8 protein-coding genes are annotated in these 12,484 nt (G+C 73.2%); 2 read left to right on the top strand and 6 right to left on the bottom strand.

The window, feature by feature from the left end:
• Positions 1 to 8: 8 nt before the first annotated feature.
• Positions 9 to 1,421 carry an MFS transporter gene (locus tag IG84_RS0114450; protein WP_425424031.1) on the bottom strand — a complete coding sequence of 471 codons (1,413 nt, stop codon included), beginning with the start codon at positions 1,419 to 1,421 and terminating at the stop codon, positions 9 to 11.
• A 612-nt stretch (positions 1,422 to 2,033) separates the two neighbouring features.
• Between IG84_RS0114450 and IG84_RS0114445 the strand changes: the two genes are divergently transcribed.
• Together IG84_RS0114445 and guaD are read left to right on the top strand one after the other, a co-directional pair.
• Positions 2,034 to 2,528, top strand: a complete 495-nt coding sequence (locus IG84_RS0114445; protein WP_031056065.1) for a DUF5709 domain-containing protein — start codon at positions 2,034 to 2,036, stop codon at positions 2,526 to 2,528.
• A gap of 58 nt (positions 2,529 to 2,586) precedes the next feature.
• Complete coding sequence (guaD, locus tag IG84_RS0114440) at positions 2,587 to 3,927, top strand: guanine deaminase (RefSeq protein WP_031056064.1); 1,341 nt, start codon at positions 2,587 to 2,589, stop codon at positions 3,925 to 3,927.
• A gap of 25 nt (positions 3,928 to 3,952) precedes the next feature.
• Here guaD and IG84_RS0114435 read toward each other — a convergent pair whose 3' ends face one another.
• The 5 genes from IG84_RS0114435 to IG84_RS0114415 form a co-directional block, all read right to left on the bottom strand.
• Positions 3,953 to 4,285: a hypothetical protein gene (locus IG84_RS0114435; RefSeq protein WP_031056061.1), complete on the bottom strand. Its 333-nt coding sequence runs from the start codon at positions 4,283 to 4,285 to the stop codon at positions 3,953 to 3,955.
• A gap of 69 nt (positions 4,286 to 4,354) precedes the next feature.
• Positions 4,355 to 6,307: a glycoside hydrolase family 15 protein gene (locus IG84_RS42225; RefSeq protein WP_037800260.1), complete on the bottom strand. Its 1,953-nt coding sequence runs from the start codon at positions 6,305 to 6,307 to the stop codon at positions 4,355 to 4,357.
• 46 nt (positions 6,308 to 6,353) lie between these two features.
• On the bottom strand, positions 6,354 to 7,481 hold the full coding sequence (locus tag IG84_RS0114425) for an enolase C-terminal domain-like protein (protein WP_031056055.1): 1,128 nt from the start codon (positions 7,479 to 7,481) through the stop codon (positions 6,354 to 6,356).
• Complete coding sequence (locus IG84_RS0114420; RefSeq protein WP_037800303.1) at positions 7,478 to 9,304, bottom strand: thiamine pyrophosphate-requiring protein; 1,827 nt, start codon at positions 9,302 to 9,304, stop codon at positions 7,478 to 7,480. The genes IG84_RS0114425 and IG84_RS0114420 overlap by 4 nt, the downstream gene beginning before the upstream one ends.
• Before the next feature lie 18 nt (positions 9,305 to 9,322).
• On the bottom strand, positions 9,323 to 12,445 hold the full coding sequence (locus tag IG84_RS0114415) for an FAD-binding and (Fe-S)-binding domain-containing protein (RefSeq protein ID WP_078648821.1): 3,123 nt from the start codon (positions 12,443 to 12,445) through the stop codon (positions 9,323 to 9,325).
• Between the last annotated feature and the right edge of the window lie 39 nt (positions 12,446 to 12,484).

Below are 12,484 nucleotides of genomic sequence, written 5' to 3'. Positions count from 1 at the left end.
GGTGCCGGTCAGGCGGCCGTCCGGTAGGCCACCGCCGTGGCCGGCGCGGTCCGGATCGTGCCCTTGCGGGTGTGCAGCACCGCACCCAGGCCGGTCACGGCCGCGATGATCAGGCCGCCGGCCACCAGGGCGCCGCGCGCGCCGGCCCACTCCATGAGGAGGCCGAGCAGCGGCGGGGCCACCAGCCCCCAGCCCGTGCTCAGACTCCGCCAGACGCCGAGCACACGGCCGCGCATGTTCGCCGGCGGGTCGGTCTGCAGCACGGTCGTGCCCGCGGTGTCGGAGACCGACTCCACCACCGACATCGGCAGCACGAGGACCAGCAGCAGGATGAGCGAGGGCGAGAGCCCCGCGACGGCCTGGAGCAGTCCGCCCGCAGCGGCAAGCGCGCCGACGAGCTTGACCGAGGGCTTGCGCAGCCGCGCGGCGAGGATCGCGCCGACGATGCCACCGGCGGCCAGGACGGAGGAGACCGTGCCGAAGGCGCCGGCGCCCGCGCTGAGCGGCCCGGTGACCAGGACGGCCAGCGTGAGCTGGTAGTTCCGGCCGAAGATCGCGCTCAGGCCGGTGATCACGGCCAGCGCCACCAGCCGCGGGCGGCGCATGAAGAAGGCGATGCCCTCGCGGGCCGTCATGGCGGGCTCGGGATCGGCCGCCACGGGCTCCGGTGCCTTCTCGACCTCAGTCTTCTCGGCCTTCTCGGCCTTCTCGGCCTTGTCGGCCTTCTCGGCCTTCTCCAGGCTCACCGGCGCCTTCGCCGCGGCCTTGTCGGCCCCGGCTCCGCGCAGCGCCTGGCTGACCGGCCGCAGGAAGGGGATCACCGCGGCGACGAAGAGGAAGGAGAAGCCGTTCGCGGCGTACGCGGCACCCGTGCCGAGGACGCCGACGGCCACACCGGCCAGCGCCGTACCGCCGAGCCGGCCCACGCTGTGCACCAGCGAGCCGACCGCGATGGCCGAGGGCACGTCCTCCCGGCGTACGAGGTCGTTGCCGAGCAGCGAGGTGGCGGGCCCGTCGACCGTGGCGATGATGCCGGTGACGGCGGACAGCGCCATGAGCACGCCGTAGCTGAGCTGGTCGGTGGCCACCAGGAAGGCGGTGGCGAACGCGACCAGGCCCAGCAGGGCCTGGCTCACCGCGGCGGTGACCTTACGGGGCCAGCGGTCGACGGCCGCGCCGCCGAAGAGGCCCATGAGCAGGCCGGGGCCCGCCTGTACGGAGAGCGAGAGGCCGGTGGCGGCGGCGGACCCGGTGAGCTGCAGTACCAGCAGGTTCTGGGCGGTGAGCTGCATCCAGGTACCGGCGTTGGAGACCAGGTTGGCCACCGACCACCAGCGCATGCTGCGGTAGCGCAGCGAGCGCCACGGCGCGTGGTCGCCGCCGGTGCCGCCCGTACGGCCGCGCCTGAAGAGGTACTTCAGGTTCGCGGTGTACCGGCGTACGGAGGAGGGGGCTTTGCCGCCCCGTGGATCACCGGCCGGATCGGCCGGGTCGGCCGTATCGGCCACGGGGTCGGCGGTGACCGCGGAATCGGCGGCGGTCGCACTCTCGGATGCGGTCGGCTGCGCGGGAACGTGGCCGGGAGCAAGCACGGGAGAAGGCACGTCAGAACACTTCGTGAAGAGCCCGTCAGGCTCGGAAAGCGGCTCGGCGGGCGCGGCGGGCACGGCTGTGTGCGGTGGCGGGCCTGGAGTGCCGAGAATCGGTCGGTGCCGGACCGGAGGAGAGCGCGGCTGCGCACGCCCCGGGCACGACAAGATTCGACTTTCACATAACGGTGCGGCCGGGGAAACGCTCTTGGGGTGCGATGGCCGTCACCCTGTCGCGGATCCCTCGTGGAGCCCTTGTGCCCCAAGGGATCCACCGAGTGGGTGCGCATTCTCACAGGGGGCGGTGAGCCTGTGACACACGGGTACTCGCTGACGGTCCGACGTTGCATTTGCACAATGTGTGACGGTTCCGCAGGGTGGGTGCACGGGGGCAGAAACGGGCACCCGTGCTGCGGAACGGCAGTCCAGGAGAGGAGAGCGGCCATGTCCGACGAGGCGATGGGTGACGAGGTCTACCAGCCGCCCGCCTACGACGTGTCGGCCAAGCCCGACGACCTCGACATGGAGGACGCCCTCGACGAGCCGGATGCCGATCAGCAGCTGGACCAGGGCTACTCGCCGCCCGAGAAGCCGCTCGCGGTGAACAAGACGGGCACCACGGCGAACGAACAGCGCAGGGGCGAGAGCCTGGACGAGCGACTGTCCGAAGAGGTCCCGGACGTGGCGCCCCCCGAGGGCAACGGCATCGGTGACCTGCCGGACGGCGACGGCGAGCCGGTGGACGAGCAGGCCGGGGAGGACCGTGCCGGGCGCCTCGTCAGCGGCGACCAGGGCTTCCCTGACCACGGCCGGAACGCCAACGACGTCGTCGCCCGGGACGTGGGCATCGACGGCGGCGCCGCGGGTGCCGAGGAGGCGGCGGTGCACGTCGTGGACGACGAGAACGTCAACGACGACGAGTCCCCGCCGCTGCCCTGACGCGGTGGAAAGGGGCGGACACGCGGTGGAGAGGGGGGACGCGGTGGAGAGGGGGGACATGACCGTCACCGCCGTGCGCGGCCCGCTCGTCCGCTTCCCGGGGGACCCGTTCCGCACCGGCCGGGACGAGGCGTTCTCGTACGTGCCGGACGGGCTGCTGATCTGCGCCGACGGCCGGATCACAGCGGCCGGCGAGTACGCCGCGCTGCGCCACCTGCTCCCCGCGGACGTCAGCCTCGTCCACTACCCGGACCACGTCATCCTCCCCGGGTTCGTCGACACCCACGTGCACTGTGTGCAGACCGATGTCATGGCGGCCTTCGGCGCCGACCTGATGGGGTGGCTGGAGCGGCGCGCGTTCCCCGAGGAGGAGCGGTTCGCGGACGGCCGGTACGCCCGCGAGGCCGCCGCCGTCTTCTGCGACGCGCTGCTGCGCAACGGCACCACGACCGCGCTGGTCTTCGGCTCCGTCCACCCGGAGTCCGCCGACGCGCTGTTCGAGGAGGCGGCCCGGCAGAACCTCCGGATCGCCTGCGGCAAGGTCCTGATGGACCGCAACGCGCCCGCCGCGCTGCTCGACACGGCGCGCGGCGGCTACGAGGAGTCCAAGGCGCTGCTCGCCCGCTGGCACGGCAAGGGCCGTGCCCAGTACGCGATCACGCCCCGTTTCGCGCCCAGCAGTACGCCGGAGCAGCTCGAGGCGGCTGCCGCGCTGTGGCGGGAGTATCCCGGCACCCTGCTGCACACCCATGTGTCGGAGACGCCCGACGAGGTCGAGTGGGCCCGCTCGCTCTTCCCCGGCCGCGCCGGCTACCTCGACGTCTACGACCACTACGGCCTGCTCGGGCCGGGCGCGGTCCTCGCGCACGGCGTCCACCTCTCCCCCGCCGAGCGCGACCGCTGCGCCGCCACCGGCACCGCACTGGCCCACTGCCCCGGCTCCAACCTGGCCCTGGGCAGCGGGCTCTTCCCGGTGCGCGAGACCGCGGGCGGCCCGCGCCCGGTGACCGTCGGACTCGGCACGGACGTCGGCGCGGGCCCCACCTTCTCGATGCTGTCGACGGTGTACGAGGCGTACAAGGCCGCCGCGCTGTGCGGTGCCCCGATCGGCGCCGTGCAGGCGTACTACCTGGCCACGCGGGGCGGCGCCGCCGCGCTGGGCCTCGCGGACACCGTCGGCTCCCTCGCGCCCGGGCAGGAGGCGGACTTCGTGGTGCTCGATCCCCGGGCCACGCCGCTGCTCGCCCGGCGCGCGGCACGCGCCGAGGACATCGAGGAGCTGCTGTTCGTCCTGGCGGCAATGGGCGACGACCGCGCGGTGCGCGCCACGTATGTCGCGGGGCGGCGCGCCCACGACCGGGACTGCGCACCGGCCGGGCGCGGCGCGGGCGGCCGGTGACCGGTCGGGCTGACGGCAGAGGCCCTCAGCGGCCGAGGGCCTTGGCCAGCTCGTCCTTGCTCATCGAGGAGCGGCCGTCGATGTTCTTCTGCTTGGCCTCGTTGTAGAGCTGGTCCTTCGTCGGCCCCTTCGGGCCCGTGCGGTTGCCGGAGCGCTGGCCGCCGCGCTGCGACGCCGACTTGGTGTCCTGCGTGGAGGACTTGCTCGCCGTCTTCGACTCGCCGGTGCGGGCCCGCTCCTTGTTGACCGTCCGCGCGGCGATCTCCTTCGCCCGGCCGGTCGAGGTGCCCCGCTTCTGGGCGCCCTCCTTGATGTGCTCGTACTGGCGCTCGCGCTTGTTGCTGGAACCTCGCGGCATGTCACGTCTCCTCGTGGTCGTCCCCGGCCCGCCGGGAGTGCGGACCGGTGGCACGTTCCACTCCACTCCTCAGGTCCGGTCACCGCGAGAGGAGGTGGGCCGTTCGGGCACGCCGCCGGCCAGCCGGACCGCGCACTCCAGCATCATCGCGTGCACGAACGACTGCGGCAGATTGCCCCGCAACTGACGCTGCGTGATGTCGTACTCCTCGGAGTACAGCCCGGACGTGCCGCACGCGGCACGGTTGCGCTCGAACCAGCGGTACGCCTCGGTCTCCCTGCCCTGCTGGTGTTCCGCCAGCGCCATCGCGAAGCCGCAGAGCACGAAGGCACCTTCGGCCTCCTCCAGCGGCCGCTCGTCGTGCCGGAAGCGGTACGCGAAGTGGTGGTCGGTCAGCCGATCCTTGTAGGCCCGCAGCGTGGCGCGGGTGCGCGGGTCGTCGGCGGGCAGCGTGCCGCGCAGGGACGGTATGAGCAGGGCCGCGTCCAGCGCCGGGTCGTCGGCGGCGCGCTGCCAGTGGCCGTCGGGGTGCAGCGCGGTGGCCGTGGTGACGTCGAGGAGGGTGTCGGCGAGCGCGCGCCACTTGCGGGCCTGCGGTCCGGGCGGCCCGGCCGCGGCCATCGCGCGCAGCCCGCCGGAGCAGATGAGGCGGCTGTGCGTCCAGGCGCGCGCGTCCAGTTCCCAGATGCCGGCGTCCGGCTCCCGCCAGCGGCGCGCCACGGCGTCCGCGGCGATCTCCGCGGCCTTCCAGCCGTCGCCGTCGAGCCGGCCGGCACGGGCCGCGGCGGCGAACAGCAGCAGCGCTTCGCCGAATGCGTCGAGCTGGAACTGCCGGTTGACGCGGTTGCCGATCCGATCGTAGCCGCCGGGGTAGCCGGCCAGGTCCAGTTCCCGCTGGTCGGGTACGGGGCCGCCGTCGACCGTGTACGCGGGGGCGATATGCGGCCCGTCCTCGTGCAGCCGCGCGCCGATGAAGCGGACGGCGGCGTCGAGCAGCGGGTAGTGCCCCACCGCCGCCATGGCCTGGCCCGCGTAGCACTGGTCGCGGATCCAGACGTACCGGTAGTCGTAGTTGCGGCCTTCTTCGGCGCGTTCGGGGAGGCTGGTGGTGGCCGCCGCGATCATTCCGCCGCGCGCGCCGGTCATGCCGCGCAGTACGGCGTAGGACCGGCGGGCGTCCGCGGCGGCGACGGTGTGGTCCAGCGCGGGCACCGCTTCCTGCCAGGCCCGTTCGGTTCGGGACCAGGCGGCGTCGGGCTCCGGTGGCGGGCCGTCCGGCGCGGTGCGGCCGATCTCCAGGACGAAGTCGTGCTGCCGGCCGGCGTCGAGGCGCAGGTCGAGGACGAGCCGGGTGGCGCGGCGGCGGTCGAAGTGCCGCTCGGTGCCGGGGTCGTTGCCGGTGCCGGGGTCGTTGCCGGGACCGGGGTCGTTGCCGGGACCGGGGTCGTTGCCGGGACCGGGGTCGTTGCCGGGACCGGGGTCCGCGTCGGGGCCTGGGTCCGCCGGTTCGTCGGTGAGGCGGGCCTGCGCGCCGCCCGTCCAGCGGAGGTGCAGGCCGGCGGCCCGGGCGGTCCACACGCCGTGCTCGTCGCGGTGCGGCTCGCGCAGCGGCTCGGCGCCGTAATCGGCCAGCGGATGCAGCACCACCCGCAGCCGCGCCGGGCCTTCGCAGGCCAGCACCCGGCGCAGCAGGACGACGCGGTCGGGGTCGCCCGGGAACGCCAGCGCCTCCCGGCACTCGACGATGCCGCTCCGGGTGATCCAGCGGCTGCGCCAGATCAGCGTGCCCTCTTCGTAGTGGCCGCCGGGCACGTACCGCTCCCGCGGCGTCACCGCATAGACCCCGCCCCCGCCGATGAGGGTGGCGAAGACCGCCTCGTCGTGCCAGCGCGGGGCGCACAGCCAGCAGATCTCGCCGCGCGGGCCGACCAGCGCCGCACGCTCGCCGTCGGCCAGTACCGCGTAGTCGCGCAGCACCTGTGGCGGATAGGCGTGGCTCTCGGGCAGTTCGATGGCGGTCATCGGTCTCCGTGGGGGTGTCGCGAGGTGCTCCGTACCGGGCGAGGGGTCAGCCGGTGCGGTACTGCTCGGCCAGGTCGGCGCGGAGCGTCAGCCCGTGTCCGGGCGCGCCGTCGGCGGCGGGCCGGATGGTGCCGCCGGCCGGGTCGAGGGCGCCGTCGAAGAGCAGGTTCTCGATGCGGACGTGGTCGTGGAACCACTCCAGGTGGCGCAGGTTGGGCACGGCGGCGGCCGCGTGCGCATGGACGTGCGGGGCGCAGTGCCCGGAGAGTTCCAGCCCGGCGGCCTCGGCGAGCGCGGCGGCGCGCAGCCAGACGGTGAGGCCGCCGCAGCGGGTGGCGTCGGCCTGCAGGCAGTCCACCGCGTCGGCGCGCAGCATGTGCCCGAAGTACGGCAGGGTGTAGCCGTATTCGCCGGCGGTGACGTCCGGGGTGACGGCGGCCCGGATGTGCGCGAGCCCGGTGAGGTCGTCGGAGGAGACCGGTTCCTCGAACCAGGTGACGCCCTGACTCGCGAGGTGGGCCGCGACGCGGACCGCCTGCTTGCGGGAGTAGCCGCCGTTGGCGTCGACGTAGAGGTCGGTGGTGTCGCCGATGGCGCGGCGGGCCGCGGTGACGCGCTCAGCGTCCCGCCACGGGGCGCTGCCCCACGACTCACCGATCTTGATCTTGACGCGCGGGATGCCCTGCTCCTCGACCCAGTGCCGAAGCTGGCGCTCCTGCTGCCCCGCGTCGTACGTGGTGAAGCCGCCGCTCCCGTACACGGGTACTTCCGCCCGGCACGCGCCGAGCAGCCGTACCAGCGGCAGGTCCAGCAGCCGCGCCTTGAGGTCCCACAGCGCGAGGTCGACGGCCGAGATCGCGCCGGCGACGAGGCCGGGCCGCCCGGCGTTGCGGACGGCCCGGCTCATCGCCTCGTTGGCGCCCGGTACGTCCAGAGCGCAGCGGCCGGTCACCACGTCCGCCAGCAGGCCGCTGACGACCTGTGCGGTGGCGGGCGCGCCGTAGGTGTACCCGAAGCCGGTGGTGCCGCCGGACCGCACGGTGACCAGCACCAGCGTCGTGGAGTTCCAGGTGAGGGTGCCGTCCCCCTCCGGGGCGTCGGTCGGGACGGTGTACACCGCCGTCCCGACCGACTCCACCGGGGGTCCGTCGTGCTCCTCTTGCTCGTCCGTCATCGGGCGTTCTTGCCGTCCTCGGTGCCGGGCCGGTCCTCGCGGTGGCGGTGGCCCGGCAGCATCTCCTGCACCTTGGCCTTGAAGCCCTGCTTGATCATGTCGGCGCGGTCGCTGTCGCCCTTGAGGATCGCGGTGGCCGCGGCCTCGATCTGGTCGAAGCTGGCGTGCGGCGGGATCGGCGGCACGGCCGGGTCGGTGCGGAAGTCGATGACGAACGGGCGGTCGGCGGAGAGGGCCTGGCGCCACGCCGACTCCACATCGCCGGGCTTCTCCACGCGGACGCCGCCGAGGCCGATGGAGCGCGCGAAGTCGGCGTAGGGCACGTCCGGGATGTGCTGCGAGGGCTCGAACTGCGGCGCGCCCGACATCGCCCGCATCTCCCAGGTGACCTGGTTGAGGTCCTCGTTGTTCAGGACGGCGATGATGAGCCGCGGGTCGGACCACTGCCGCCAGTACTTGCGCGCGGTGATCAGCTCGGCCATGCCGTTCATCTGCATCGCGCCGTCGCCGACGATGGCCAGCGCGGGCCGCTCAGGGTGCGCGAACTTGGCGCCGATGACGTAGGGCACGCCGGGGCCCATGGTGGCCAGGGTGCCGGACAGCGAGCCGCGCATGGCGCCGCGCAGCCGCAGGTGGCGCGCGTACCAGTTGGCGGCGGAGCCGGAGTCGGCGGCCAGGATCACATCGTTGGGCAGAAGCTGGTCCAGCGCGTGCACGACGTACTCGGGGTTGATCGGGTCGGCGTCCACGGCGGCGCGCCGCTGCATGACCTCCCACCAGCGCTTGGTGTTCTTCTCGATCTTCTTGCGCCAGTCGCCGTGCTTCTTCCGCTTCAGCTGCGGCAGCAGCGCCCGCAGCGTCTCCTTGGCGTCGCCGACGAGGTTGACCTCGAAGGGGTAGCGCATCCCGACCATGTGCGGGTCGATGTCGATCTGGACAGCGCGCGCCTGGTCCAGCTCGGGCATGAACTGGGTGTACGGGAAGCTGGACCCGATCACCACGAGGGTGTCGCACTCCATCATCAGCTCGTACGACGGCCGGGTGCCGAGCAGGCCGATGGCACCGGTGACGTACGGCAGGTCGTCCGGCAGCGCGTCCTTGCCGAGCAGCGCCTTGGCGACGCCGGCGCCGGTCACGTCGGCCAGCTCCTCGACCTCGGCGCGGGCGCCGCGGGCCCCCTGCCCGATCAGGATCGCGACCTTCTCGCCCTCGTTGATGACCTTGGCGGCGCGGGCGACCTCGGGGTTCGCCGGGACCGGCGCGTACTGTGCCATGCCCAGGCTGGAGGGCACCATCTTGAACGCGTGCTGCGGCGGGGAGTAGTCCAGCTCCTGCACATCGGCGGGGATGATGATGGCGGTGACGGTGCGCCGGGCGATCGCGGTGCGCATGGCCCGGTCGATGACGTTGGGCAGCTGCTCGGGGACGGTCACCGTCTCGCAGAAGTCGGAGGCGACGTCCTTGTACAGGCTCGCCAGGTCGACCTCCTGCTGGTAGGAGCCGCCCATGGCGCTGCGGTTGGTCTGGCCGACGATGGCGACGACGGGGACGTGGTCGAGCTTGGCGTCGTAGAGGCCGTTGAGGAGGTGGATGGCGCCGGGCCCGGAGGTCGCGGCGCAGACGCCGACCCGGCCGGAGAACTTGGCGTAGCCGACCGCCTCGAACGCGGCCATCTCCTCGTGCCGCGCCTGGACGAACTCCGGCTTGTTGTCGGCCCGCCCCCAGGCGGCCAGCAGGCCGTTGATGCCGTCACCCGCGTAGCTGAACACGTGGTCGACGTCCCACTCGCGCAGCCGCTGGAGAACGTAGTCGGACACCTTGATCGACACTGGGATTACCTCTCATTTCACATGGGTGACGTGCGGTGCGGAACGGCGGGCCGCCGACCGGCCGGCGACGGCGGCGGCGACGCCGAGCGCGGCCAGCGCGCCCGCGGTGAGCAGCCGGGCGTCCCGGGTGCGGGCGGCGGGCCGCTGGGCGAGCGTTTCTGGCCCGGTGGCCGGGAGCGGCCCGTCGAGGCCGAGCGCGAGGGCCTCGGCGAGGTGCAGCGCGCGCCGCCCCGTACCGCCCTGCTCGATCTGGGTACGGCAGCTGAAGCCGTCGGCGATGACCAGGGTGCTGGGCGCGGCGTCCCGTACGGCGGGCAGCACGCCGAGCTCGCCGACCTTCATCGACAGGTCGTGGTGGCCGCGTTCGAAGCCGAAGTTGCCGGCCAGCCCGCAGCACCCCTCGTCCAGCACCTCGGCCTCGATGCCGGCCCGGCGCATCAGCTCCCGGTCGGCGTCGTCCTTGAGGACGGCGTGCTGGTGGCAGTGGGTCTGCACGGTGGCGGTACGGGCCAGCCGGGGCGGCCGCCAGTCGTCCGGCGCGTGGTTGAGGAGCTGCTCGGCGAAGGTGCGGAACTGCCCGGCGAGCCGCTGGACATCCTCGTTCTCCGGCATGAGTTCCGGCGCGTCGGCGCGGAAGACGGCGGCGCAGGACGGTTCCAGGCCGATGACCGGTGTACCGGCCTCCAGCCAGGGCCGCAGCGCCTCCAGGGTGCGCCCGAGGACGCGCTTGGCGGTGCGGAGCTGCCCGGTGGAGATCCAGGTCAGGCCGCAGCACACGGCCCGGGTCGGCACGGCGACGCGGAAACCCGCGTCCTCCAGTACGCGCACCGCCGACTTGGCGATGGAGGGGTGGAAGTACGTACTGAAGGTGTCCGGCCACAGGACGACGGTGCGCGGGTCGGCGGGGTCGGGCTCCGGGGTGCCGCGCGCCTGCCACCACTGGACGAAGGACTCCTCGGCGAAGACCGGCGCCGCGCGCTCCCCGGTCACCCCGGCCGCGCGCTTCCCGAGCCGTCCGATGCCCGGTGCGCTCAGCGCGGCGTTGACCAGCCGCGGCGCTGCCCGGGAGAGCCGGGCCCACAGCGGCAGCCAGCCCAGCGAGTAGTGTGCGGCAGGCCGCAGCCGGCCTTCGTAGTGGTGGGCGAGGAACTCGGCCTTGTAGGTGGCCATGTCGACGCCGACCGGACAGTCGGACTTGCAGCCCTTGCACGCCAGACAGAGATCCAGGGCATCCTTGACCTCGGTGGAGCGCCAGCCGTCAGTGACGGGCGAGTCACCGTGCCCGCCGAGCATTTCGAAGAGCAGCCGGGCCCGCCCCCGGGTGGAGTGCTCCTCCTCGTTGGTCGCCCGGTACGAGGGGCACATCACGCCGCCGGAGTGCGTACGGCAGTTGCCGATGCCGACGCAGCGCATGACCGCGCGGGTGAAGGAGTGGTCGTCCTCCGGATAGCCGAAGTGGGTGTCATGGCTCTCGGGGCGCCAGTGCGGGCCGAGCCGGAGGTTCTCGTCGACGCGGTAGGGCGCGACGATCTTGCCGGGGTTCATCCGGTCGTCCGGGTCGAACAGCGCCTTGAGCTCGCCGAACGCGGTGACCAGCCGCTCGCCGAACATCTTCGTCAGCAGCTCGCCGCGGGCCTGCCCGTCCCCGTGCTCGCCGGAGAGCGACCCTCCGTAGGAGGCGACGAGATCGGCCGCGCGGTGCACGAACGCCCGGAAGTCGGCGACACCCTCGGCGGTCTTGAGGTCGAAGGGGATGCGGGTGTGCACGCAGCCCTGCCCGAAGTGCCCGTAGAGGGACGGGTGGTCGTAGTCGAACTCCGCGAAGAGCCGCTTCAGATCCCGCAGGTAGTCGCCGAGCCTGGCGGGCGGTACGGCGGAGTCCTCCCAGCCCTCCCAGGTTTCCCGGTCGTCCGGCGGCCGCGCGGTCACACCGAGCCCGGCCTCGCGCGCCTTGAGCATCTTCTGCTCGCGCTCGGGGTCGTCGGAGAACGCCACGTCCGGGGCGTCCTCGCGCCGGCCGATGGCGCGCAGCAGGTCGCACGCCTGCCCGTCGACGTCCTCCCGGCTGTCGCCGCTGAACTGCAGCAGCAGCCAGCTCTCGCCCTCCGGGAAGCGTTCGAGGGAGTCCAGGAACGCGCCTTCCTCGCGCATGAGCTGGGCCATCCGCCCGTCGATCGCCTCGAGCTGGCTGGGCCGGCAGTGTTCGAGCAGCCGCGGCACATCGTCGGCCGCGGCGCAGATGTCGTCGTACCCGAGGACGACCATGGCCTCGTAGGGCGGTACCGGTACCAGGTCCAGCTCCGCGTGCAACACGGTGACCAGGGTGCCTTCGCTGCCGATGAGGGCGCGGGCGAGGTGGAACTCGTTCTCCGGGAGCAGCGCGTCGAGGTTGTAGCCGGAGACGCGGCGCGGCATGCGCGGGTAGCCCCGGCGGATGTCACCCATGTAGCGGTCGGCGATGCGGCGCAGGCCCTGGTAGAGCTCGCCCTTGCGGCCACCGCCGGCCACGGCCTCTTCGTACTCCGTGTCGGAGGTGGCGCCGACCCACATCCGGGTGCCGTCGTAGGTGAGCACCTCCATGCGGCGTACGTTGTCCGCGGTCTTGCCGTACGCCTGCGCCGAGGCACCGCAGGAGTTGTTGCCGATCATGCCGCCGAGCGCGCAGTGGCTGTGCGTGGACGGCTTGGGCCCGAACTTGAGCTTGTGCTCCGCGAGCTGCCGGTTGAGGTCGTCCAGCACGATGCCGGGCTCGACGACGCACGTGTGGCGCTCCGGGTCGACCGAGACGAGACGGTGGCAGTACTTCGTCCAGTCGATGACGACCGCGGTGTTGGTGCACTGGCCGCCCAGGCTCGTGCCACCGCCACGGGAGAGCACCGGAGCCCCGAACTCCGCGCACACGGCGACCGCGTCGGCGCCCGCCCGCACGTTCCGGGGCACGACCACGCCGATGGGCACCTGCCGGTAGTTCGAGCCGTCCGTGGCGTACGCGCCGCGGCTGCCCGCGTCGAAGCGCACCTCCCCGTCGACCCGTTCGCGCAGCGCCCGTTCCAGCGCGCCCGCGTCCAGGTCGGCGACCCCGCCCGCCGCCGCAGGCTTGCGATCGGTGAGCGCCGCTTCCTCGTTCGGTGCCATGGTCACCTTCCTCGTCCGTCCGCCGTCTCCTTGCGGTGC

This window comes from Streptomyces ochraceiscleroticus (assembly GCF_000720485.1).
GTDB lineage: Bacteria > Actinomycetota > Actinomycetes > Streptomycetales > Streptomycetaceae > Streptomyces > Streptomyces ochraceiscleroticus.
This window is presented reverse-complemented; position numbering and strand designations above follow the sequence as displayed.